20 protein-coding genes are annotated in these 22,461 nt (G+C 67.8%); 9 read left to right on the top strand and 11 right to left on the bottom strand.

Translation table 11 applies throughout. The features are described 5' to 3' along the window. Positions 1-109: 109 nt before the first annotated feature. Positions 110-634 carry a hypothetical protein gene (locus WME76_RS40770; protein WP_437957551.1) on the bottom strand — a complete coding sequence of 175 codons (525 nt, stop codon included), beginning with the start codon at positions 632-634 and terminating at the stop codon, positions 110-112. Positions 635-1,176: 542 nt separating this feature from the next. Here WME76_RS40770 and WME76_RS40765 point away from each other — a divergent pair. Next, positions 1,177-1,833, top strand: a complete 657-nt coding sequence (locus WME76_RS40765; RefSeq protein ID WP_437962217.1) for a DUF4291 domain-containing protein — start codon at positions 1,177-1,179, stop codon at positions 1,831-1,833. A gap of 107 nt (positions 1,834-1,940) precedes the next feature. Here the strand turns inward: WME76_RS40765 and WME76_RS40760 are convergent, their stop codons facing one another. After that, positions 1,941-2,657 (bottom strand): DJ-1/PfpI family protein, encoded by a 717-nt coding sequence (locus WME76_RS40760; RefSeq protein WP_437957550.1) that lies wholly within the window; start codon positions 2,655-2,657, stop codon positions 1,941-1,943. Positions 2,658-2,959: 302 nt separating this feature from the next. Between WME76_RS40760 and WME76_RS40755 the strand changes: the two genes are divergently transcribed. Continuing rightward, positions 2,960-4,291, top strand: a complete 1,332-nt coding sequence (locus WME76_RS40755; protein ID WP_437957549.1) for a hypothetical protein — start codon at positions 2,960-2,962, stop codon at positions 4,289-4,291. Positions 4,292-4,580: 289 nt separating this feature from the next. Then, on the top strand, positions 4,581-5,207 hold the full coding sequence (locus WME76_RS40750; RefSeq protein ID WP_437957548.1) for a DUF924 family protein: 627 nt from the start codon (positions 4,581-4,583) through the stop codon (positions 5,205-5,207). Positions 5,208-5,314: 107 nt separating this feature from the next. On the opposite strand, the gene WME76_RS40745 is transcribed toward WME76_RS40750, so the two are convergent. The 3 genes from WME76_RS40745 to WME76_RS40735 all read right to left on the bottom strand — a co-directional run bounded on the left by WME76_RS40745 (position 5,315) and on the right by WME76_RS40735 (position 8,894). Beyond that, positions 5,315-6,625: a serine/threonine-protein kinase gene (locus tag WME76_RS40745; protein WP_437957547.1), complete on the bottom strand. Its 1,311-nt coding sequence runs from the start codon at positions 6,623-6,625 to the stop codon at positions 5,315-5,317. A 260-nt stretch (positions 6,626-6,885) separates the two neighbouring features. Then, a complete protein-coding gene (locus WME76_RS40740) occupies positions 6,886-8,379 on the bottom strand; it encodes a serine/threonine protein kinase (RefSeq protein WP_437957546.1) in 1,494 nt (497 codons plus the stop codon). Positions 8,380-8,693: 314 nt separating this feature from the next. Beyond that, the gene (locus tag WME76_RS40735; RefSeq protein WP_437957545.1) at positions 8,694-8,894 is read right to left on the bottom strand and encodes a hypothetical protein; all 201 of its coding nucleotides are present in this window, start codon (positions 8,892-8,894) and stop codon (positions 8,694-8,696) included. Positions 8,895-8,982: 88 nt separating this feature from the next. Here WME76_RS40735 and WME76_RS40730 point away from each other — a divergent pair, with 88 nt between their 5' ends. Then, positions 8,983-10,857 (top strand): metallophosphoesterase family protein, encoded by a 1,875-nt coding sequence (locus WME76_RS40730; protein WP_437957544.1) that lies wholly within the window; start codon positions 8,983-8,985, stop codon positions 10,855-10,857. A gap of 69 nt (positions 10,858-10,926) precedes the next feature. Here the strand turns inward: WME76_RS40730 and WME76_RS40725 are convergent, their stop codons facing one another. After that, positions 10,927-13,275, bottom strand: a complete 2,349-nt coding sequence (locus tag WME76_RS40725; RefSeq protein WP_437957543.1) for a beta-L-arabinofuranosidase domain-containing protein — start codon at positions 13,273-13,275, stop codon at positions 10,927-10,929. 592 nt (positions 13,276-13,867) lie between these two features. On the opposite strand from WME76_RS40725, the gene WME76_RS40720 reads away from it, so the two are divergent. Next, positions 13,868-14,041 carry a hypothetical protein gene (locus WME76_RS40720; protein ID WP_437957542.1) on the top strand — a complete coding sequence of 58 codons (174 nt, stop codon included), beginning with the start codon at positions 13,868-13,870 and terminating at the stop codon, positions 14,039-14,041. A gap of 367 nt (positions 14,042-14,408) precedes the next feature. Next, positions 14,409-15,380 carry a hypothetical protein gene (locus WME76_RS40715; protein WP_437957541.1) on the top strand — a complete coding sequence of 324 codons (972 nt, stop codon included), beginning with the start codon at positions 14,409-14,411 and terminating at the stop codon, positions 15,378-15,380. Between the two features lie 98 nt (positions 15,381-15,478). On the opposite strand, the gene WME76_RS40710 is transcribed toward WME76_RS40715, so the two are convergent. Next, a complete protein-coding gene (locus WME76_RS40710) occupies positions 15,479-16,372 on the bottom strand; it encodes a LysR family transcriptional regulator (RefSeq protein ID WP_437957540.1) in 894 nt (297 codons plus the stop codon). Between the two features lie 104 nt (positions 16,373-16,476). Between WME76_RS40710 and WME76_RS40705 the strand changes: the two genes are divergently transcribed. Both WME76_RS40705 and WME76_RS40700 read left to right on the top strand, forming a co-directional pair. Then, the gene (locus tag WME76_RS40705) at positions 16,477-17,346 is read left to right on the top strand and encodes an SDR family oxidoreductase (RefSeq protein ID WP_437957539.1); all 870 of its coding nucleotides are present in this window, start codon (positions 16,477-16,479) and stop codon (positions 17,344-17,346) included. Between the two features lie 41 nt (positions 17,347-17,387). Next, entirely contained in the window at positions 17,388-17,861 is a 474-nt protein-coding gene (locus WME76_RS40700; RefSeq protein ID WP_437957538.1) for an SRPBCC family protein, read from the top strand. A gap of 144 nt (positions 17,862-18,005) precedes the next feature. Here WME76_RS40700 and WME76_RS40695 read toward each other — a convergent pair whose 3' ends face one another. Then, positions 18,006-18,515 (bottom strand): DUF4260 domain-containing protein, encoded by a 510-nt coding sequence (locus WME76_RS40695; protein ID WP_437957537.1) that lies wholly within the window; start codon positions 18,513-18,515, stop codon positions 18,006-18,008. A 113-nt stretch (positions 18,516-18,628) separates the two neighbouring features. On the opposite strand from WME76_RS40695, the gene WME76_RS40690 reads away from it, so the two are divergent. Then, a complete protein-coding gene (locus WME76_RS40690; RefSeq protein ID WP_437957536.1) occupies positions 18,629-19,591 on the top strand; it encodes a LysR family transcriptional regulator in 963 nt (320 codons plus the stop codon). 22 nt (positions 19,592-19,613) lie between these two features. Here WME76_RS40690 and WME76_RS40685 read toward each other — a convergent pair whose 3' ends face one another. The 3 genes from WME76_RS40685 to WME76_RS40675 form a co-directional block, all read right to left on the bottom strand. Beyond that, complete coding sequence (locus tag WME76_RS40685) at positions 19,614-20,897, bottom strand: hypothetical protein (RefSeq protein ID WP_437957535.1); 1,284 nt, start codon at positions 20,895-20,897, stop codon at positions 19,614-19,616. After that, positions 20,894-21,358: a hypothetical protein gene (locus WME76_RS40680; protein WP_437957534.1), complete on the bottom strand. Its 465-nt coding sequence runs from the start codon at positions 21,356-21,358 to the stop codon at positions 20,894-20,896. Before WME76_RS40680 ends, WME76_RS40685 begins: the two co-directional genes overlap by 4 nt. A gap of 64 nt (positions 21,359-21,422) precedes the next feature. After that, on the bottom strand, positions 21,423-22,364 hold the full coding sequence (locus WME76_RS40675; RefSeq protein ID WP_437957533.1) for a hypothetical protein: 942 nt from the start codon (positions 22,362-22,364) through the stop codon (positions 21,423-21,425). Positions 22,365-22,461 lie beyond the last annotated feature (97 nt).

The raw sequence follows: 22,461 nt of genomic DNA, 5'->3' as shown, positions 1-22,461 counted from the left end.
CTCCTGTCGCGCGCTGGTGCACGTAGCGCCCCCGCTGATCCGTCAGCAAGCCCTTCCGGGGCCGGCGGGAGCATCGACATGAACAGCGTTGCGCTGCGCGAAATCCATCCTATGAATCGCGCGAGTTATCCTGCAGCTTCAAGCACCGTGAGAGGGCTTCGGCCTCTTCGGGCACCTTCGTCAGCGCTGCAGGGAGAACATAGTTGAACTCATGAGGTCCCCAACCTTGGCGATCGCCGAGTAGGTCGCGGCGGTGAACATGCCGACCATACGAGGCTACCACGGGGCACGAGAAACGTGTCACCTGGGTGTATCTTAAGATCTTGCCTCGGTGGTGGCAGCCCGCTAACATTCCCACGAATACGTAGAGGTCGCCGGTTCCTCGCGGGCCGAAGCTCCCGAGGAGTACGACGTCCCCCTGCTGGTGCGCAGGCGTGCTCGCGAACGTCAGCCCGAGCGCGATGCTGTCGTTCAGCTCATCAAAATGCATGTCGATCGATGAGAGGTCCCGGCTCACCAGGACGAGAGCGGTGCGTTCTTGCTTGTCACTCACGACGCGTCCTGGCACGCTCCACTGGTCCGGTGTCCTTTCGACCGCTGAGTCGCTCGTGTCCAATGCGACGATCGAATCCATCTTGGACGGGCAGCTTCAGGCGCCTTACCATGCCAATCACATGGCATTCTCTCAGAGCCGTTAGGCTTGCTGGCAGGCGGTCGCTCGGCCAACGTCACCCATGCCGCGCATCTGAGTCTGACAGAACCAGCGATATAGACGAAGGGCGTTCTTGATCGCAAGCTCGATCGCTTTCGCACCGTCGGGACCGGCAGCCTATAAGAACGCACAGCGCTCTCAAACGCGAAGATGCTCGTCGAGTTGCGCGCGAAAGGGCTCCAAGACCTCATGGACAATTTCACAATACAGCCCCGCGCGTGTACGACTTTACAACTAACCATACACCAGTCCGCCGAGGGAAGCAATGACGCAATTGACGCTGCAGGCCTGTAAACGGCGACGGCGTGAAGATATACGGCTTTTCGGATTGATTACAGTGCGCTACCTTCGGGCAGGCGATCCCCTTCGTCTGCACGCGAGACGGCAGGTTCCCATGGCTCCAGCACGACGCGGGCGATCGGCGATCGATGGGACCGGAAGAGGGGCATGGAGAGGGAGTGATGATGGACAAGCTCATTCTGGAGCCCTATACAGCGCAGGCCACCCGCTGGCCCGCCGCGGGGCGGCACGTCCTCGCGCAGTTCGACGCCGAGACCATCGTGGTCTATCAGGCGTACCGTCCCTCGATCGCGCGCCACGCGGCGCTGCACCGGCGGCTCGGGGGGCCGGAGTTCAGCTTCGGCCGCATGAGCTGGATCAAGCCGAACTTCCTCTGGATGATGTACCGCTCGGGCTGGGGCACGAAGCCCGACCAGGAGGCGGTGCTGGCCATCCGCATCCAGCGCGCGGGGTTCGACGCGATCCTGGCGGCCGCGGTGCCGTCGAGCTTCGTGCCCGAGCTGTACCCGAGCCAGGAGGCGTGGAAGGAAGATCTCCAGCGCTCGGACGTGCGGCTCCAGTGGGATCCGGACCACGATCCGTCGGGCGCGCCGGTCGCGCGGAGGGCGATCCAGCTCGGGTTGCGCGGCGCGATGCTGCGGCGGTTCGCCGAGGAGTGGACGGTGGGCGTGGAGGACATCTCGGAGCTCGTCGCGGAGCAGAGGGAGGTGCTGCGCGGGCGGGGAGATCGAGAGCTCGTGATCCCGCAGGAAGAGGTGTATCGGCCGGCGGACGCAGAGGGGGCGAGGCGGGTCGGGATAGATCGCTGGGGGGTGGAGTAGAGGAACGAGCGGGGTGAACGGCGAGACGCCCGCGCCCCCGGGGACGACGCGGCGGCTCGGGTCGTCCACGAGGCGATCGGCCGGCTGCGGCCGGCGCGCGGAGCGCTTCAGCTCGCGCTGCTGCTCCTCGCTACAGCGACCTTCCGCATCCTCTGATCGAGCGGATCGAGCACGGCCAGCATGCGCTGCGTGAGCTCGGGACCTGCGCCTTCCGGGGTCCCGGCGTTGAACGGCGGGGCGGGATCGTATTCGAGCATGAGCTGCGTCAGCTTCGCTGTATCTTCTCCGCGCAACAGCGCCAGGAGCGTCAGCCCGAAGTCGATGCCCGCTGTCACCCCGCCGCCCGAGATCCGGTTGCGATCGACCACCACGCGCGCCCGGACGCACTCCACGCCGAACGCCTCGAGGATGTGGCGCGTGGCCCAGTGCGTCGTGGCCTTGTATCCTTGCATCAAACCTGCTGCGGCCAGGACGAGCGATCCCGTGCATACGGACGTCACGTACCTGGCCCGAGCGCCTCGGTCTCTCAGGAATCGAAGGATCTCCTGGTCCGCCATGGCGTCCGCCGTGCCGAAGCCGCCGGGCACGAAGAGGATGTCCAGGTCGTCGGGACACTCGCTGAAGGTCGCCGTCGGCTGGATGGAGACCCCCGTATCGGACGGGACGAGAGAGCGATCCTTCCAGAGGAGGTGGGTCGCCGCGTGGACAGCCAGCACGTTCTGAGGCCCGATCAAGTCCAGCATGGTGAGCCCCGGATAGAGAACCATGCCGATCTGAAGCAGCGGCTGCGGACCTGGCAGCTTGATGTCATGGGCTTCCGTCATCGTTCGTCCCTCGTCCTTTCGTTCCTTCGTCCGCCGACCGTCCCGATCGCGGATCTTCGCCTCGGCGCGGCTCCGCGCCTGGCGTGGAAGAGCGCTCGACCGAGCGCGCCTCGCAGACCTGACTGTGAGCGACGCCGGAGCGGACCGAAAGGACACCTTGCCTGGATTTCAGGACACCCGTCCCGAGCCCCTGCCCTGCGCTCGCCCGCTCCGGGCGCAGTCCCTCCCCGCGCGAGCGGAAAAGATTTTACCTCCGCGCTCCCTCCCGTGTCCGAGCCTCCAGGAGCTGGTGGAGGTCGCACATGGAGAGGGTCTTCTGGAGGAATGGGTGGTGGCGCGTCGTGGCAGCGGCGGCGCTCGCGGGCTGCGGCGGAGGGGACGCGCCGGCGCCCGGCGATACAGCGGGAGGAGCCGGCGAGCCGACGTATTACCGGGACGTCTATCCCATCGTCCGGCAGACGTGCGTGGGCTGTCACATCGCGGGCGGCATCGCTCCCTTCTCGCTCGAGGAGCCGGCGGCGGTCGCGTCCCTGGCCGACCGGATCCGCGACGTGACCCGGAGCGGGTCGATGCCTCCCTGGCCGCCGACCGCGCTCTCGCCCGCGCTCCGCGACGCGCGCACGCTCACGCCGGAGCAGCTCGACACCCTCGAGCGCTGGGCCGACGCCGGCGCGCCGCTCGGCGACCCGGCGGACCAGCCCGGCGGCATCGACCCTGCGGCGTTCCCGCTCGAGAATCCCGATCTCGTCGTCGACATGGGCGCCGACTACGCGCCCGATCCGGACCGGTCCGACGATTACCGCTGCTTCGTGGTGGATCTCGGCCTCGCCGATCCGCGCAAGCTGATCGGCTTCCGGGTGCTGCCGGGCAACGCCAGGATCGTCCACCACGTGGTGACGAGCCTTTACCGGGACACCGCCCTGCCGGCGCTGCAGGCGCTCGACGCGGAGACCGAGGAGCCGGGGTGGCCTTGCTTCGGGGGCGCGGTCCCGGAGGGGGTCGACGCGCTGCCGGTGGGCAGCCTCGGGAGCTGGACGCCCGGCAACGTGGGACGGCTGATGTACCCCGGAACGGCGGTGGACGTCCCGGCGAGGACCGTGGCCGTGATGAGCCTGCATTACAACACGGCGAACGGCTTCGAGCCGGACCGGACCGCGATGGAGCTCTACTTCGCCCGGCCCGAGGAGGAGGCGTCTCTCGTGAAGCTCCGCGGCCTGCTCCTCCGCACCCGGGATATCGCGCTCCCCGCCAACAGCCCGAGCACGACGGTCTCGGTCGAGATGAAGCTGCCCGCCGCGCTCGGCCGCGAGGTCTACGCCGTGGGCGCCGCGGCGCACGGGCACTACCTGCTGCGGAATCATCGCCTCACCCTCAACAAGGGGCTGCCGGGGGAGACCGTGCTCCTCGACCTGGACTGGGACTTCCACTGGCAGGGAGAGTACCTCTACGAGACCCCGATCCCGATTGGCCCCGACGACACGATCACGATGGATTGCACGTACGATAACTCGCCCGAGCACCGGATGCGCGTGGGGCTGCCGGCGATCAGCGAGGACGTCGGCTGGGGCGAGAAGACCACCGACGAGATGTGCATGGGCACGCCCCGGATCGTGACCGAGCTGCCCGCGCCGTAGTGACGACCGGGGAGTCCTCCCTGAGAGGTGGACCGAGCCGCCCCGATCCGGTAGGCTGATGATGCTGGCTCGTCGTGGGGTCGGCGCATTGCTTCGAAGCGGGGGTGCCTCTCATGTTGCTGACACGACGGGTTCTTCGAGCGCTACGCGGCCGTCGCCGATGAGCTGCTCCCGGCGATCACGCCATCCGTCTCACGCTCGGCGTCGGGCGGCCCAGGTGGCGGCGACCGCGCGCGCGCGGTCACCGAGCGCGCCCCCGCCGGCGGACAGCTGACACCGAGGAAAGCTTATGCTCATGACAGAAGAAGTCGAAGAGGTTCTCGGATTCTGGTTTCCGGAGCGGATGAGCGGTGACAAGGAGGAGCTCATTCGCCAGATCGAGTGGTGGTTCCGCGGCGGCGCGGATGCCGCCATCCTGGAGCGATTTCCGCCGCTGCTGGAGCGCGCTACGCGTGGCGAGCTCGACGGCTGGTCGAGCGCGCCGCGCTCCCGGCTGGCGCTCATCCTCGTGCTCGACCAGTTCTCTCGCACCGTGTACCGGGGGACGGCTCGCGCGTTCGCGCAGGACCCGAGAGCGCTCGCCTTGGCGCTCGAAGGGATCGAGATCGGCCATCACGCGGCGCTGGAAGACCCTTGGCAGAAGACCTTCTTCTTCTTGCCGCTCGGGCACTCGGAGGACCTCTCCAACCTGCATCGAGCCGTCCAGCTCGCCGAGGAGCTCGTGGGCACGGTGCCCGCGGAGTTTCGTTGGTGGTTCGAGTTCTCCGCGAACCAGGCCCGCGGGCATCGCGACGTGATCGCGCGGTTCGGTCGGCATCCGCATCGCAATGAAGCCCTGGGCCGGCAATCGACGCCGGAGGAGCTCGAGTACCTGGCGAGCGGCCAGCTCGTTCACGTGCGCCCCCTGCCGCGCTAGCGGGAGCCCTGCGCGAGCTCGTCCACCGCGGTGGACATCGGGGATCGGGGGGACGCGCTCGGGCGAGGCGCCCAGGTCGACAGGAGTCCCGCCTTCTTGAGGCCCTGTCAGCTGAGCAGGATGGCGATCAAGAGCGCGACGCTGAGCAAGAGCGATACGACGATGGACGCGATGAACCACGGCCGCATCGCCGACGAGGTCCACGTGGACGCGAGCGATGTCGCGCTCGTCTGGTGCCCCGGAGCACCGGGGTGCATGGTAACGGTCGGCTCGAGCTGCCTCGGCGCGCCCTCCATCGCCGCAACGGCCCCGTCGATGGCCGCGATCACGTTGGTAGCCGTCGGATAGCGCTGGATTGGGTCTCGCTGGACGAGCCGCATCACGATCGCCTCCACGTCGGGGCGGACACCTGATCCCGGAGCACGCTGGCGGATCGGGGGCGCATCCTCGAGGAGCCGCTGCCGGAAGGAAGATTGGCCGTCGCTCGCGTCGAACGGGCTTCTCCCGGACAGCATTTCGTACAAGATGATTCCAAGCGCATAAAGATCTGCGCGAGCATCGACGGCATCCATGCCGCGCACGGCCTCCGGCGCGAGATAACTGAGCGTGCCGAGGACCTGGTCGGCAGCGGTGAGGTCCTGGCCTTTGCGCGCGGCCTCGCGGCTCTCGGTGGACAGGAGCTCCACGTTCACCTTGGCGAGGCCGAAATCGATGAGCTTCACCTGATCACGGGCGCCGAGGAGGATGTTCTGCGGCTTCACATCGCGGTGCACGATCCCCTTCGCGTGCACCGCCTCCAGAGCAGACGCGATCTGCCTCGCGATGTGGAGCGCGCGCCGCGCCGGGAGCGGCGCCGAGGCGATCACGTCCTGGAGCGGGGTGCCCTCGACATACTCCAGGACGAGAAAATGCGACCGATCCGCGAGCTGACCGAAGTCGTTTGCCGAGACCACGTTCGGATGCTGGATATGCGCCCCCGCGATCGCCTCGCGCTCGAACCGCGCCACGATCTGGGGGAGGTTCCGGGCGCTCGGCTGGAGGACCTTGATCGCGACCTGCTTGCGGAGGTGCACCTGCTCGCCGCGGTACACGGCTCCCATGCCGCCCTGCCCGATGAGCTCGTGGACGCGGTACCGCTCCGAGATCAAGCTCCCGATCAGCGCTGGCGCTTTGTCGTCCGAGCGCACCAACGTGGGTGCGTCGTCCGACCACGGCCGTGCCGCGGTCTCGATTTCTTCCACAAGCGCCGAGCTTGTGAGCTCAACGACGGATACGTCGCGTTGTTTCCCGAGCATCGGCACCGTGACGTCGTCGGTGCTTGAGCGCCCCTTGGGTGCGATTATCCCTGACATGCCGAGGAGTGTACACGCACAAAGGTGCTGAGAGCGGAGGAACCGCGCCGCCGTCCGAGCGGACATCCTGCTCGATCCACCCACCGAACGGAAAAGCTGTTCAATCCCGCGGTGTTAGTGGATCTGGTTCCGTACACCGACATCAGCCTACAAGGATGACCACAGCATCGAGCCGTCGCTCGCTGGTCGCCGCCCGCATCGCCGGAACCTCCAGCCCCGCCCCGAAGGCGCGATGAAGACATCGAGGGCGGGCGATCGGGGAGCTGGGCGGCGGCGCGCTCTTCGGCATGCCGACGCGGCGCGAGACAAGGCCGCCGCTCATCAAGCTATTCCCATTGAAACTCGGAGGGGTGGTAGGCCTTGAGTCCATCAATCGGAATGGGCCCTTCGGGAGTGCCGCTGCACACCTTGACACCCTCATCATCCGTGCGTACTGGATAGGCTTTCTTCAATTTCGACGTGACACAAAATGGATATTTGCCATCTTTGATGAGAAGGCGATACTTGCCATCTGGGACGGGCCGGCGCGTCGATGAGGGCTCAGCGGTCGAGGATGGCGCGCTGGTGCTGGGGGATGGCGCGCTGGTACCGGGGGATGGCGCGCTGGTGCTGGAAGACGTGGCCATCGTGCGAGAGCGACCGCTCGCCTTGTCCTCTCGAGACGTCTCGTCTTCCGCCCTCTCGCGAGTGTCTTCGGCGGAGCCTTGCGAACGAACGACGAAGAAGACAGCGGCGAGGCAAACAGCGAGAGCAAAAGAGCCAACCACTGCAATCATCAAGAATGGCGAATTCGAGCCTGCTCGTGGGCTGGTTGCAGCAGATCGAGGCGGCACGGATACGACCCTGGGTGCCTGCGTCGCTCGGCCGGGAGCAGGAGCAGCCATCGTCGGGTCATCGACGCTGATCGCAGACGACAGGTCGGCTCGGATCGACACTGGGGCGGGCGCGTGAGGGGTAGCATTGGCGCCCAGAACTCGCGCGATGTCTTCACGCATGGCGCGGGCCGCTGGATAGCGGCGCGATAGATCGAAGGCGAGCGCACGATCGACGATGGCGCAAACCTCTGGGCTGACAGAGGGGGCAACGGTGCGCAGGGCCGGCGCGGGCTGCGTCGCCATCTTGATGAGGAGCTCGCTCTCCGTGGATCCCTCGTGCACACGGCGGTTTGCCAGGACTCGAAACATCGTCGCGCCAACGGCGAAGATGTCGGCCCGCCCATCGATCTGGCCACCAGCGATCTGCTCGGGCGACATGTAAGGGATAGTCCCGAGCATCGCGCCGATGCGTGTACGAACATTGGAGCCGCCCTGCTTCATTCGAGCAATCCCGAAATCGAGGACCTTGACGCCGCCTGACGAGGTCAAGAACAGATTATCAGGCTTGATGTCTCGATGAACTATGCCGAGCCCGTGCGCGACATCGAGCACTTCGAGCACGATCGAGACGACGCGGAGCAGCTCGCGCTCCTCGATGCCGCCGGAGGCGTGAGCGCGCTTGCCGAGCGATTCACCCTCGAGCAACTCCATCACCAAGAACGGCGAGCCATCCTCGCTCGTATCGATGTCGATGACATTGACGGCTGCGGGGTGACCGAGCTGGTTTACTGCGAGCGCCTCTTGCTCGAACCTGGCTCGAAGCTCCTTGGAGAGCGCGATCTCCGGATGGAGGATCTTGATTGCACAGCGCCGGCCGATCCTGTGTGTCGCCTCGTAAACCGCGGCCATCCCGCCGACGCCGATGAGCGAATCGATGCGCCATTTGCCCCGGAGGACCGTCCCGATTCGTGCTGTACAGTGTGCTAGCTGGGGATCATCACTCATCGTGTTCAGGCTTCGATGTATACCGGATGCGCGGACAGGTAAAACATCCCCGCTGAGCCGGGCGGGGGCTGGACGATACCATGAGACGTCTGGCACCGGCAACGGAACTTGAAGTGAGAGCCATTCCCTCCCACTTCTTGCCCTTCCCCTTCCACTTGCCCTTACCCGCGGCGAGTAGCCCCGTCTTCGGATCGTGGATGAGCGGCGTCGCGCCGCTCACGGCGGCGGCCTCGACGGGCTTCCGTGTAGGGGGAAGGCCGGATGCTCCGGTGGCGAACTTGCGCTCGCGATGGGACAGCGTGGGGTAGACGACATCACACGGTCGAGCGAGCTCGCTGGTTCTGTTGCCGCGCCTCGACGATCAGCCGCGTCCGGACGGGGCCGTAGCGCTCGCGAGCGGCGTCGACGTGGTCGGCGGCGTCCGCGGGCGGCTCGGCGTCCGCGAGGTCGAAGCGCACGGGGCCGCTCGGGCGGACGAGCGCCTGGCCCGTGCCGCAGGGCTTCCATGAGGGCATGATCGCTCACATGGACTCGCCCGGCCAGGGCGACGCCCGTTCGCGCGAGGCGGCCGACGGGAGCCGCGCCGGGGTATAGTCGCCGCCCATGCTCGATCGCAAACAGGTATTGCGCCAGACGCGGGCCCGGCTGCACCCGGAGCGCATCGCCCGGCGGGAGGACGCGCTCGCCCGAGCGCGCGTGCTGATCGAGGGCTCCCTCGGGCGGCTCGACGAGACCGGCCTCCGGCGGCTGCTGCAGCTCTTCAACGCCGACCACGTCGACGGCCGCGAGGTGAACAATCGCTTCGCCACCGGCCTGGTCGGCAACAACGCGAACCTGCTTGTCGCCGCGCTCGACGGCGTGAACGCGGCGGTGCCTTCTCTATGGCAAGCCGACGACGCCTGGCTCGCCGAGCACCTGGTCGCGCTCCGCCGCGGGGGCAGCCTGCCGGGCGGCGGCTGGCTGTTCCCGTCGATGATCCTGCACACCCGGGATCCGATGCGCTTCCCGCCGGCGACCACGACGATGGCGCAGGGGCTCGCCGCGATCGACGGCGGCCCGCCCATCTCGCTCGGCAAGCCGACCGGGTACCTCGACTACAGCGCTCGCGTCCGCAAGCTCCTCGAGGAACACACGATCTCGCCCCACGGCGCCGACGTGCTGCTCTGGCAGGGGGCCCAGCTCGCCGGAGAAGCCGCGGACTCGGACGCGGGCGAGCTCGAAGAATCCCCGGCCGCGCCCCCCGCGCCGGAGCCCGCGCGGCCGACCGTCGGACGCGACGCCACGACCGTCGGCCTGGCCGCTGGGGGTCTCGACGCCTCGACCAGGCTGTCGCGCTCGGCCCGCCCTCCCGAGAAAGACTCGAGCGCCCCGCGGCCAGCGCCCCCCGCGCCCGCGAAGCCCGCCTCGATCGGCTGGCTGCACCTCACCGACCTCCACCAGGGCATGGGCGGCACGAGCTGGCTGTGGCCGAACGTCATGGCCCTGCTGTTCGACGACCTCGCGCGCCTGCACGACCTGTGCGGCCCGTGGGACCTCGTGCTGTTCACCGGGGACCTGACCCAGCGCGGCAGCGAAGACGAGTTCAAGAAGCTCGACGCCACCCTCGACAGGCTGTGGCGGCGCTTCGACCAGCTCGGCTCGCAGCCGCGGCTCATCACCGTGCCCGGCAACCACGACCTGGAGCGCCCCAACGACCTCGATCCGTACGTGCTCGCCCTCTCGCAGTGGCACGAAAGCCCGCGCCTGCGAAACCACGTGTTCGACGAGAAGAGCGACCTCGGCTACCGCGAGCGCTTCGCGAAGGCCTTCAAGCCCTACACCGAGTGGGTCGAGTCCTGCCGGTGGCACGTCCTCGACCGCCGGAAGCTCGGCATCCTGCCGGGCGACAGCTCGTACTCGCTGTCGCTCCACGGCCTCGAGCTCGGCGTCATCGGTCTCAACTCGGCCTTCCTGCAGCTCACCGGCGCTGACTACCAGGAGCGCCTCGCCGTGGACCCGCGCCAGCTCCACGTCGTCTGCGACGAGTACGCCCCCGACTGGTTGCAGCGCCACCACATCAACGTGCTGCTCACCCACCACCCGCCCGAGTGGCTCCACCCGCAGGCACGCCAGGAGTTCCGCCAGGAGGTCGACCCGGCCGGTCGCTTCGCCGCCCACTTCTTCGGCCACATGCACGAGGGCACCGCCACCTCGACCGCCCACGGCGGCGGCCACGCGCGTCACGCCCTGCAGGGCGCCTCCCTCTTCGGTCTCGAGGAGCACGACGGCCCCGGCGGCCGCGGCGTGACCCGCCTCCATGGCTTCAGCGCCGGCCGCTTCGAGCTGCTCCCGAACGCCGCGCAGGCCCGCGTGCGCGTCTTTCCCCGGCGCATGTTCACGAGCGCCGGCGGGCGGAAGATCGACCGTGACGTCACCGCCTACCACCTCGACGAGCGCGGCTCGTTCGCCTACGAGGTCCCGACCGCCCGCCGCACGTGACGCCCTTCACGCTGGGGCCGCCGGGCAAGGGCGGCGAAAGATCACGCGGGCGCAGGCAGATGTGGAGGCTCATAGCGCACCAGAGGTCCGCGACCCCTGCGGCACCTCACGACGTCTCCCCCGGCGCCACGCGACCAGGCCAAGGCCGAGCAGCGCGGCGAATTGCCAGCGCTCCGACGTAACCCGGTCGAGACTGCAGGAACAACCCGAGCTGCCCTGGTCCGTGGTGCCACCATCCGCGCCCCCCGATCCACCGGAGCTGCCCTCGGACGCGCCGCCAGTCGTTCCGCCGCCAGTCGTCCCGCTGCCAGCCGCTCCGCCGCCAGCCGCTCCGCCGCCAGCCGTTCCGCCGCCGGTCGCTCCGCCGCTCTCCGAAGACGAGACGGTATCGCACAGCTTGCCAGCTCCAGGAGGGGGCGAGCATCCGCCGGCGTCCGGGATGTTTTCACCCGTCGTCCCGGTGAGACGGAAGTAGATACCGTACCTATCTGCGTATCGCTGATAGTGCGGAGTGAACGTCAACGCGCTGTTCGAGTCTGTGTTCCGCAGCGTGAACTCCACCGTCCCCGGGGTTTGGACCAGGTTGTTCTCGATGTCGGCGATCCACTCGTTGATCGTGATGCCGCCGCTGATGCCGATGGTGTCCTTGATGACGACACCAGCGGGAATAGTAGCCTTCTCGGATGCCCACTGGGGCTCCGACAGCATCCTTTCCGTCCCGAGACCGGCGCTCAAGACGACCGGTCCGTAGACGAACGCCACCGCATTGGGGTTGTCGGGGAGCCTCGACACCTTCACCTCCATTGGCAGCGTGAGCTCCACCTTGTCTCCGGGCTTCCAGGTGCGATCTACCTTGAGATATCCGTTCTCTTCCGTTGCGTCGCATGCCTCACCGTTGACCGTGATCGTCACGGGCTGACACCGAGCAACCCAGGAGGGCTTCCTGAAGTTGATCGTGACCGCATCGGCCGGGGCAGCGGCAATCTCGAAAACCGCCTTGTCGGAGACAGGAAAATTGGAGGTCTGTTTCAACGACAGCCCCCGCGCGGTCCAGGTCAACGTCGAGCTGAGGAACATGTTCACGTACAGTTCCGTGTCGTCATGGAAGTACAAGCTGTCATTGAGCTTGGTATAGTTCTCCATACCGGTTCCGTTGCAGCACCAGAAAGTGTCCTCCGGCTTGCCGAACACCTTGAAATACCCTGTCCCCATCGGCTTGAAGTAGGTCGTCATTCCGTTCGTCGGATTGACGGCAGACATGATCTCGTTGATATGGGTCTGCTCGTAGTAGTCGGCGTACTTGACGTCCCCGGTGGCCTTGAAGAGCGCTCTCGAGAGCTTCAACATGTTGTACGAGTTACACGTCTCGTTGTTCACGTTGTCCCTTTGCGCGTCCAGCTGCCCGGGTTCGTGAAAATGCTCGAGCTGGCTATTCCCACCGGTGACATAGGTGTGATCCCTCAACACGATGGTCCAGAACTTTTCTGCCGCGGTGTAGTAGAAGTTCTCTGCCTGGCCGAGCGTCCGGTAGCGGTTCAGGGCGCCGATGAACTTGGGGATCTGCGTATTGGCATGCTTGCCGGGCAGGACGTTGTTGCCTTGAGAAATCGGAGTGAAGAGCGAGTCCTCGTCGAAGATGTGGGCTGCCGCCAGGTGATTGGCGTTGTTCGTCAGCCTGTACAGGTCGTACAGGCAGTCGTTCATGCCGCCGTACTCGACGCCCAGGACCTTCCTTCGAAGGTCCGCATTCCAGGTCGAGCTGCGGTTGTAGGTCCAGTCCCCCAACCTGCTCGCGATCTCGAGGGCCGTTGCATTTCCTTCGAACTCGTAGACGTCGATGAGGCCTGCGATGATCTTGTGCATCGTGTACCATGGCGCCCAGCTGGAGCCGCTGGCCTTCCCCTCGACGACGTCGAAATGCGTCTCCGGCGACGCGAACAGGTATCCTCTGGGACTCGCGTCTTGAAATGATTTCAATTGACCGATCGTGTAGTCGATCTTCTGCGCGATGGCGGCGCTTTGCTCCGCGTCAGAGCCATGGAGTTGTTTGTACGCTCGCGCCATGGCGGACAGGTAGTGTCCTATCGTGTGCCCGCGCAAAAGGCTCCAGCCGCCCTCCCACCCGCCGTAGAGGTTGAGGCCCGGCGAATTCCCAGGGTCCTTTCCTTGCGACACCGCCTTGAAGCCCGCGACAAGTCGATTGGGGTCGAGGCTCATGATGTACGCCAGCTCTTTCGAAGAGATGTTCTGGTAGTACGCGTCGGTCACGCTCACCTCGTCCAGCTCGAACTCCTGCAGCTTCTCGACGGAGTCCGCGGCGGACGCCACCCCTGGAGCGAGGGCTCCAAAAAGAAGCGAAACCGTCAATGCGGCCGCGCCCGAGAGCGAGCGCCGGAACTGCAGTATTCTCTTGCTCATGACAGGCCCTTTCAGATCTCGAATGCGTTGTATCCAGGTGCCCCGTCATCGCGCCGAACGAGACAGACACCGCAAGGTCGATACAGGACGCCAGCAGCGGGTGGCAGCCACCGGCTACCAGCGTGCCCACGAGGACCGTCGTGCGCGCGACGACGGAGCCGACGGAGATGTCGATACCCCCGACAGGATGACGAAGGTCATGCCCACGCGCAGAGGCCGTGGGCTGAGAGCAGCGTCTCCATCACGGTTTCTCCCTTGGTGCGCGTGAAGTCAACGCTCTGGCCGCCGAGCAAGGGCGGTATGCCGTGTTCTCTGGTGGAGCACGCTCGGCCCCATGCCAGTCCCCATCGTTCAGCGATCGCTTCCGCGACGACCGAGCGAGCAGAGCTGGTGCAAAAATCGATCAGACGACGAAGGGCTCGGTACGCGTGGCGACCCGAGCAATGCGCAGCAACAACGATACCCCGGAGCCAAATGTGAACGATCACATGGCGGCCGTCAATTCCAATCGACAGGTCCGTAAGTATCTCGATCCCCAGGGATCACGAGGCTGGCGGGGCTCCTCCGCGGCGCCGCGGCAAGAGGGGGCGCCTTGCCGATCATCGCCGGCCCGATCGACGAACTCGAAGCCGATCAGCGCATCGGCGGCTGGCGCGCGACGCGGCGCGTGACGATGCTGCCGCCGCGCCGCGTTGCGCCGCCGCGCGCCGGTGGTGGCGGCGCTGCAGCGCCTGTATCAGCGAGGCCCGATGCCCGCCGCTCTTGACGCGGCGCGCCGGGAAGAGACCTGTCTGCCATCGGGCGCGAGGGAGGTCGCTGGCGGACGGTTCGATTTGACATTCCGTTTGTGAACGTTCACATTTGGTCACCAGATCCGCTTCAGCGCTGCCCAGGACCAGGGTCGTCATGCTGAGGAAGGAGCAGCGGCGGAGGCCCGGCCGAGCCCGTTGTTCACGTCTTGGTCCTCCCCCGCTTCCGTGGACACCCCCGGAGGCGCGAGGGGCAGGGATGGGACGGAGAAAGAGGAGGGCGCTCGAGCCCGGCGGCGGCGGGCAGATGACCCGATCGGCGATCGGTGTAGACTGCGAGGCCGGAGCTGGGCGATGGGCGGCAAGCTGTTCAACCTACCGAGGATGCCCCGAGGCGAGTACCTGACGCTCGAGGCCGAGGTGCGGCGCTACCTCGACGTCAAGCTGCCGGGGCAGTACCGCATCCCGCGCTACTACGGCGACAAGCCGGACTTCGGGGACATGGATGTGATCGTCGCGTCGAGGCCGGACTGGGGCGAGGTGCGCGCCGAGATCGCGCGCGACCTCGGGGTCACGCAGACCAAGGCCGTGGGGCACGTGTTCTCGACGGTGTACCGCGGCCTGCAGACCGATTTCTTCCCGGTGCCGGAGCGCTACCTCGAGAGCGCGTACAGCTTCATGTGCTTCAACGACGTGGGGAACTTCATCGGGCGGATCTGCCGGCGCTTCGACCTGAAGTACGGAGAGCGCGGGCTCGCCTACGTGTACCGGCGCGAGGGGGGCAATTACCGGGCAGACCTGGAGGTCACGCACGATTTCGAGCGCATCTGCGGCTTCCTCGGGCTCGATCACGGCGCGTGGCAGGCGGGGTTCGCGTCGCTGCCGGCGGTGTTCGACTGGGTGATCGCGAGCCCTTATTTCTCGGTGGCGCCCTACCTCGATGATGGCGAGAGCCCGCTGCGGGAGCGCGCCGGCGTGCGGTCGACCGTGGCGCGGTTCATCGAGCACCTGAGTGCCCGGGGGATCGACAAGCGGCCCACCCTCGGGGACCGCCGGTCGTACCTGCCCATGATCCTCGCCGCGTTCCCGGAGGCCGATCTCGGCGCGCAGATCGAGCGCGAGCGCGCGGCCGAGGCGCGACGGGCGCAGATCGACGCGAAGTTCAGCGGGAAGCGGGTGATGCGGCTCGTGCCGGGGCTGGAGGGGAAGGCCCTCGGCGAGCTCATCACGCGGTTCAAGGGGTCGTTCGACGACTTCGAGGGATGGCTGCTGGCGACGCCGGAGGAGGAGATCGACCGGCGCATCACCGAGTTCGCCGCGCTCCTCGATGCGGAGCTGCGTCCTCCCGGCTCCTGAAACAGCACGATGTGAAAGGCCCGCCGCGGCGCAAGGCGCTGCCGTGGATCGTGGTGGAAGTCAGCGCCGCGGCGTGGACGTCGGCGGGGCTGGCCACCTCATGCCCCGATAAAGGCCGCCAGCTCGTCAGGCTTTCCCATGGGAAAGGCCTCCTTCAAATGGTCGAGGAAGGCGGATACACGAGCGCTCAGCAGCCGCCGGGACGGATAGAGCGTCCACAGCACGATGTCTGGGCCGTCCACATCGCCCCAGTGCACCAGCGTTCCAGCGGCCAGATCGTGGCTTACAAGGGAGATGGGGAGGCGCCCGGCGCCGACGCCCGCTCGGACAGCATCGCGGACCATGACGAGCGACGACAGGCGCAGGACTGGATCCACCACGATGCGTGATCTTCCCGTCGGCGCCGCGACATCCCAGGCCGCAGTCCGGTCGCCAACCCCCCGCACGACAGCCGGAACAGCGAGATTGTCCGCCGGTCGAGCGAGGCCCGGGCTCGCGACGACGACCAGCCGATCGCGCAGCAAGATCCGCCCGACGAGGCTCTCATCCGGATCCGGATTGACCCGGATCACCAGGTCATAACCTTCCTCTACCATGTCGACCTTCCGATCTTCCGTCGTGACCTCGAGCCGGACCTCCGGATATTTCAGCGCGAACCCGGCCGCAATCTTGCCCATCGCGATCTGCGAGAAGAGCAAAGGCGCGCTGATTCGTAGCTTGCCCCGCGGCTGGCCCCCACCCGAGGCGATCGCTGCCGCCGTCTCGTCGAGCTCGGTGAGCAATGCTCCCGTTCGCTCGAAGAGCGCCCGTCCTTCCTCGGTGAGCTTCAGCGTGCGCCCCCCGCGCTCGAAGAGACGCAGGTCGAGGGCGGCCTCCAGCTCCGCGACCCGGCGGGACAGGGTCGCTTTCGGGCGCCCCGCGGCGCGTGCGGCTCGTCCGAAGCCTCCGTGTCGGGCGACGAGGCTGAAATCAGCGAGGGCGAGCAGATCCATGCGTTCCACCAGTGAGACGGTCTGTCTCAAGTTAACGTCTATCGGCACGGATGTAAAACACTAGTGTACAGGGTGTCTTTTGACCCGAACCGGAGCGATCCCCCATGACCATCCTCGTTACCGGCGCCACCGGCACGGTCGGCCGCCGAGTCGTCGAACAGCTCGCGAAGCGCGGCGCCGACGTGCGCGCTCTCGTCCGCGATCCGGCCAGAGCCCACTTCCCGGCGGGCGTCGCCGTCGCGCAGGGCGACCTGCTCGACGTCGACTCGCTGCGGCGCGGCGTCTCGGGTGTCTCCACGCTCTTCCTGCTCAACGCCGTGGTGCCTGACGAATTCACCCAGGCGCTGATCGCGCTCAACGTCGCCCGCGAGGCCGGCGTCGAGCGGATCGTCTACCTGTCGGTGATCCACAGCGACCTCTACGTGAACGTGCCTCATTTCGCGGGCAAGTTCGCCGTCGAGCGCATGATCGAGCAGATGGGCCTCAACGCCACCATCCTGCGTCCCGCGTACTTCATGAACAACGATCTCACGATCAAGGACGTGGTGACCGGATACGGCGTCTACCCGATGCCGATCGGTGGCAAGGGGCTCGCCATGATCGACGCGCGCGACATCGGCGAGATCGCGGCCATCGAGCTGATCCGCCGCGAGCAGGCCTCCTCCCCGCTTCCCCTCGACCGGATCAACCTCGTCGGTCCCGACACGCTGACCGGCGCGGATGTCGCGGCCATCTGGACGGAGGTCCTGGGGCGCCCGGTCGCCTATCCTGGCGATGACACCGCCGGATTCGAGCAGAACCTCCGGCAGTTCATGCCGAGCTGGATGGCCTTCGACATGCGCCTCATGAGCGAGCGCTTCCTCACCGAGGGCATGCTCCCCGAGGCCGGCGACGTGGTACGCCTCACCACGCTCCTGGGGCGCCCCCTGCGCTCCTACCGCGACTTCGCCGCCGAGGTCGCGACCTCGGTCTAGCGCCCGAGCGAACCTCAACACGCACGACAAGGAACATCCTCATGATCTATTCGACCGCCACCGTCCCCGTGAACCCGGAAGGCGAGACCGCGCTGACCCGCGCGCAGGCGTGGGAGGGCCTGGTCCTCAAGGCGCGCGACGCCCGCCTGTTCCTCCCGCCCGGCCTCTGCACCCGTTGTGACGTCGTCGAGGAGAGCGCTTCTCACATCGTCCGTGAAGCCACGATCGCTGGCGACGACGTGCGCGAGATCATCACGTTCGAGCCGCAGAGCAAGGTCACCTTCTTCCAGGCCAGCGGTCCTCGCGAGGGCGCGATCATCAACGAGCTGTTCGAGGACGCCGGCGGCGCGCTCCAGCTCCGCTTCTACTGCTACCTCGGCCTGCGCGGCAAAGAGCCGAACGGCCCCGAGGAGCGGGCCGAGCAGGAGTGGATGAACGGCGACAAGGGCTACAAGGGCGCCTTGCTGTCGACGCTGAAGCGCACCCGCGAGCTGCTCGCGGAGGGCCGGCTCTGACAAGCCCCGGCGCCCTCCCACGCGGCCTGTCGACCCTCCTGCGCAGCCCACTGGCCCTCCTGTACGAGCCATTTTCTGAATAGCTGGATTGGAGGGAGCTCGCCCAGCGAACCGCGGCCGTGGAAGCCGGCGCGTCCACACACTTCAGCCGCCGTCTTCAGGTCGGCGACCGCTGAAACCATCGTTGCGTGAGAGAGCGCGAGAGCCCGCGCGGCCGAGGTGCGTGTCGCCGAACGCCGTCCCGTACTTGAGCCCATAGCCCAGCATCCGATCGAAGCCGATGTGCCCGACCCAGATCGCCGCGCCGAGCAGCAGCGCCGGCGAGCCAAGCGCGACCGACGCGGCCGCGAGCAGCGCCGGAGCCACATGGCTGTGCCCCGCGTTGTAGGCCGCCGCGCCCACGCGCGGGCCCGCCAGGTAGCCGAGCATCGACAGGTCGGGCAGGAGGACCAGCGCCGCGAACCATCCCCAGCTCCCGCCCAGGTGCCCATAGGCGAGCAGCGCGGCTCCTAGCACGAGCGCGCCCTCGAGGCGCAGGAGCGCGCGCGGCATGCCCTTGGCCGCGCCCGCCGAGACGTCGCAGGTGGGCTGCGGCGCGGGGCGGCGGGTAGAGGGAGCAAGGTCGAGCGCAGGGAGCGTCGCGGCGGTGGTCATGGTCGTTCTCCTCGTCGTGCGCACCGGCGCGGGTGCCGGCGACGTGGAGAGCATGGCCGCTGCGGGCGCTCATGAACATTGTACAAATGCGTCCATCCGCTCATCATCTTTTGATGAGCCCAGCCGAGCCCTCGTGGGACCTCTACGGTGCCTTCCTTGCCGTCATGCGCACCGGCAGCCTCTCGGCCGCCGCGCGCGCCCTCGACGTCGCGCAGCCCACCGTGCGCCGCCAGATCGAGCAGCTCGAGTCGCAGCTCGGCGTCGTGCTCTTCACCCGCGCGCCGAACGGCCTGGTGCCGACCGAGCTCGCGCTTGCCACGCTGCCCTACGCCGAGTCCATCGCCGCGAGCGCGCGCGCCCTCGTGCGCGCCGTGTCGAGCCCCACCGAGGCCGACCGCGGCACCGTGCGCGTCACGTGCAGCGAGGTCGTCGGCGTCGAGGTGCTCCCCCCGATGCTCGCCCCGCTCCTCGTTGCTCATCCGCGCCTCCAGATCGAGCTCGTCGCCACGAACCGCACCGAGGATCTCCTGCGCCGCGACGCCGATGTCGCCGTGCGCATGGCGGAGCCGACGCAGGCCGGCCTGGTGAGGCGCTGCGCCGGGCGCGTCGAGATCGGCCTCTTCGCCACCAAGGCGTACCTCGCCGCGCGCGCTGCCCCGACGTCGCTCGCGGGGCTCGTGCCGGGCCACGCCCTGATCGGCGCCGACGGCTCCCGCGCCATCATCGACGCGCTCGCCGCCGCCGGGCTCGCCACCACGCCGCGCGATTATGCGTTCCGCAGCGACAGCGACATCGCGAAGCTCGCCGCGGTGCGCGCCGGCCTCGGCATCGGGGTGTGCCAGCTCCCGCTCAGCCGGTGGCCGGTGCCGCTCGTGCGCGTGCTGCCCGCGCTCGCCTTCCACCTGGACGTCTGGGTCGTCATGCACGAGGACCTGCGCGCCGTGCGCCGCGTGCGCCTCGTCTTCGAGCACCTCGTCGCGCAGCTCGGTGCCTACGCGACCCAGGCGCGCGCAACACGGCCGGCGGCGGCGAAGGCCCGGCCGCCGGGCACGCGGCGAAGGCCCAGCGCGGGCTAACGCTGGGGCGCTCGGCGGATCGTCAAGGCCCCGTCACGAGGCCCGAGATGTGGATCTGTACGAGCGGACCCTTCGCCTCGTCGTATACCACCGCGCTCGAGCCACCGATCTCGCGTCGGACGATCACGTCCTGAAACACCATCGGTCCCTCTCCGATCTGCAGCAGCGCGCCGGTCGCCTCCAGCGCGTGATGCCGGTGGGGAAAGAAGGGCTGCACCGTGTACCCCGCGGGCACCGGTGGATACGGGCCGATGAGCGTCGCCGTCCCGGTCGCGTCGATCTGCCAGAGCTCGACTGCCCCGCTATCCTGGTCCGTGGCGAGCGCGACGCGGAACGAGTCCGGCGCGAGCGCGCGCACGGCGAGCAGCGGAGCGTTCGGCAGGCCGACGATCGGCACCGAGCTCGCGTTGGCGAGATCGACGACACGGCTCTGGGTGAGCGCGAGGTTCGAGTAGCCGAGGTGGACGAGCATGTCGTGCTCGTCGCCGTACACCATGACGCCGTTCGCGTCGTACCAGTGCTTGTTCCAGTCGCCGGCGCAGCTGTGTATCCACGATCCCCCGGGCCCCACCTTGATGTCCTCGATCCGATCGTAGGGGACGCAGGGTGCCGTCGGCAGGACGAGGTCGTTCGCGTCCGAGCCGTTGAGGTACGTGCCCACGTAGGGACATGCGTCGCACACGAACTCGCGGACCGATCCTATGAGCACGTAGAGCAGCTTGCCGCCGTCCTGGAGGCGCACGCTGAAGTCATCGTAGGCGCCGATGAACCCGACGGCGGCCGTGTTCGGGTCGCTCCAGTGGGCCATGGCGTCGCGACCGCTGGAGCCCGGCTGGACCGTCCCCCGCAGGTAGACCTCCGCAGGATCGAACACGTCGCTGATGTTGCCCGGACCGCCGCCGCCGCCGGCGCTGACCGCGCCTCCCGCCCCGCCGCTTCCGCTGCTCGCGTCCGTGGAGGTCGATCCGCCGCCCGCGCCAGCCGACGCCGAGCCGCCGCCCGCGCCAGCCGACGTCGAGCCGCCGCCCGCGCCAGCCGACGTCGAGCCGCCGCCCGCGCCAGCGGAGGTCGCCCCGCCGCCCGAGTCGGCCTGGGCGCTCGACGTGGAGCCGCCGCCGGGATCCAGGATGAGGACCTCGGCCCCGCAGGCGCCCAACGTGAACGTGCCGAGGATGAGCACCGAGGCGCGCGCGCCAACGTGCCAATGCCGACGTTCGCCATCGGTCGACGACGCGAGCACGACGACGTAGGCGTCCGTCTCCGGGACGGCGAGCGCTTCACCGGCTCGTGCGTGGAGCGTGGTCATCCGGGTCCGGCCTCCGTGGTCGTCGCCTCGTCGTGAGTTCCTGCGGCGACTCGTTCATCACGGCCCGCACCAGCGCGCAATCCCTTTCTCCACTCGATGAACTTGCCAGCGTCTGGATCTTCCTTCAAGAACAGCGTGTAGTGCATCCGAGGCGCGAGCCCCCTCCCTTCATGCCAGAAGAACTCCTCGCGCTGTGTCGGTACGCCGGTCGACGCACAGAACGTCTCGTCCGTGAACTTCAGATAATAGTCTCGGGCAAGCTGTACTGCGGCATCGAGCGAATGACCGAAATGAGCCATCAGCTCTGGGACATTCGCCGCGTAGCAGGACGCGAACTCCTGGTCTGAGGAGGGTATCCACCCCGGCAGGAAGCTAACGTGCTGAACCTTGCAGCGCGGGCACGTGGCCAGCTCGAAGTAATCTCGAGTCGAAGGCTGGCCGAGCAGCGCGCTGCACGACATGCACAAGGGTGGCATTCGATCTGCGAAGTGGACCATTCTTGGGCTCTGACCATCCGTCGCATCGTCAGGAGAGCACATCGGTGGCCGTCTTCGCCCCGAGGACGTTCTCGATCCACCGGTCGAGGGTCGCGACGTCCGTGCATGCCTGGATGCGCGCGCTCTCGTCCTCGGTGAGCGCGATCCCTGCACGCGCAAGCAGCCGCAGCAGCGTGTCCCTCTTGCCCTCGAGCTTGCCCTCGAGCTTGCCCTCGAGCTTGCCCTCACGCATGCCCTCGAGCTTGCCCTCACGCATGCCCTCGAGCTTGCCGCGATCGACGAGCTTCTGCACGAACGGGGGAAAGGTCGCCTCGCCTTCGATCTGCCGTTCCATGACCAATGCCTCCAGAGCCTGCCTCATCGGCTCACGCAACCCGTTCCAGATGAGCTGAAAATAGACCATCGCGTGCGCCTGGTCGAGCCGGCCGAGGGCAGCGAGCGCCGCCTGGACCACGGTGAGCCCGCTCGGCCCGTTGCCGTGCGCCACCGCCGACAGCACGGCGAGCTCCGTCTCCTTCTCCGCGTCGGCCGGATCGGTGATCTCGGGGACGACCGCCGGACCGAGCACCAGCGGCTCGACGTGGCCGCGGCCCAGGCCGAGGTCGATGTTCTCCGCGGCCCAGGCGGCCACGCCGGGGTCCGGCGCGACCACCAGGACGATCGTGCCGCAGCGCTTCCTGGCGCGCACGACCGCGACGTACGTCGGCCACGAGAACTTCTTGTCCGGGTCCACGTCGCGCTGCACCTCGAGGACGATCGCCAGCACCAGCGCGTCGATGTCATCTCGAAGCTCGAGCACCAGATCGGCGCGGAACTCCACCGGGATGAGCTGGTCGAGCGACGACTCGACCACCGCGACCGCGGCGTGCGGCGGCACCTCGACGTGGAGGAGCGTCGCGAGGAAGTGGGGCGCGAGCTCCGGGTGCTCGCGGAACATCTCGACGAGGGCGTTGTGCTCGAGCGTCGGCATGACGCTCGGCCTCGAGCACGCCCCATGCCGGCACGAAACGCCGGGGAAGTGCGAGCAGATGTCCAGATCAGGGGGTGGCGGCGCCATGGCGGACGCA

It is taken from the genome of Sorangium sp. So ce119, from assembly GCF_051524405.1.
Lineage (GTDB): Bacteria > Myxococcota_A > Polyangia > Polyangiales > Polyangiaceae > Sorangium > Sorangium cellulosum_G.
Note: the sequence above shows the minus strand (reverse complement) of the source record. Positions and strands in the feature narration are given on the sequence as shown.

Coding starts and splice junctions, on each gene's coding strand:
- WME76_RS40755 (WP_437957549.1), top strand. CDS start 2,960: ATGGAGAGGGTCTTCTGGAGGAATGGGTGGTGGCGCGTCGTGGCAGCG.
- WME76_RS40705 (WP_437957539.1), top strand. CDS start 16,477: ATGACCATCCTCGTTACCGGCGCCACCGGCACGGTCGGCCGCCGAGTC.
- WME76_RS40695 (WP_437957537.1), bottom strand. CDS start 18,515: ATGACCACCGCCGCGACGCTCCCTGCGCTCGACCTTGCTCCCTCTACC.
- WME76_RS40745 (WP_437957547.1), bottom strand. CDS start 6,625: ATGTCCGCTCGGACGGCGGCGCGGTTCCTCCGCTCTCAGCACCTTTGT.
- WME76_RS40765 (WP_437962217.1), top strand. CDS start 1,177: ATGGACAAGCTCATTCTGGAGCCCTATACAGCGCAGGCCACCCGCTGG.
- WME76_RS40770 (WP_437957551.1), bottom strand. CDS start 634: ATGGATTCGATCGTCGCATTGGACACGAGCGACTCAGCGGTCGAAAGG.
- WME76_RS40760 (WP_437957550.1), bottom strand. CDS start 2,657: ATGACGGAAGCCCATGACATCAAGCTGCCAGGTCCGCAGCCGCTGCTT.
- WME76_RS40690 (WP_437957536.1), top strand. CDS start 18,629: ATGAGCCCAGCCGAGCCCTCGTGGGACCTCTACGGTGCCTTCCTTGCC.
- WME76_RS40730 (WP_437957544.1), top strand. CDS start 8,983: ATGCTCGATCGCAAACAGGTATTGCGCCAGACGCGGGCCCGGCTGCAC.
- WME76_RS40680 (WP_437957534.1), bottom strand. CDS start 21,358: ATGTCGTGCAGCGCGCTGCTCGGCCAGCCTTCGACTCGAGATTACTTC.
- WME76_RS40725 (WP_437957543.1), bottom strand. CDS start 13,275: ATGAGCAAGAGAATACTGCAGTTCCGGCGCTCGCTCTCGGGCGCGGCC.
- WME76_RS40685 (WP_437957535.1), bottom strand. CDS start 20,897: ATGACCACGCTCCACGCACGAGCCGGTGAAGCGCTCGCCGTCCCGGAG.
- WME76_RS40740 (WP_437957546.1), bottom strand. CDS start 8,379: ATGAGTGATGATCCCCAGCTAGCACACTGTACAGCACGAATCGGGACG.
- WME76_RS40750 (WP_437957548.1), top strand. CDS start 4,581: ATGCTCATGACAGAAGAAGTCGAAGAGGTTCTCGGATTCTGGTTTCCG.
- WME76_RS40710 (WP_437957540.1), bottom strand. CDS start 16,372: ATGGATCTGCTCGCCCTCGCTGATTTCAGCCTCGTCGCCCGACACGGA.
- WME76_RS40735 (WP_437957545.1), bottom strand. CDS start 8,894: ATGCCCTCATGGAAGCCCTGCGGCACGGGCCAGGCGCTCGTCCGCCCG.
- WME76_RS40675 (WP_437957533.1), bottom strand. CDS start 22,364: ATGCCGACGCTCGAGCACAACGCCCTCGTCGAGATGTTCCGCGAGCAC.
- WME76_RS40700 (WP_437957538.1), top strand. CDS start 17,388: ATGATCTATTCGACCGCCACCGTCCCCGTGAACCCGGAAGGCGAGACC.
- WME76_RS40715 (WP_437957541.1), top strand. CDS start 14,409: ATGCCCCGAGGCGAGTACCTGACGCTCGAGGCCGAGGTGCGGCGCTAC.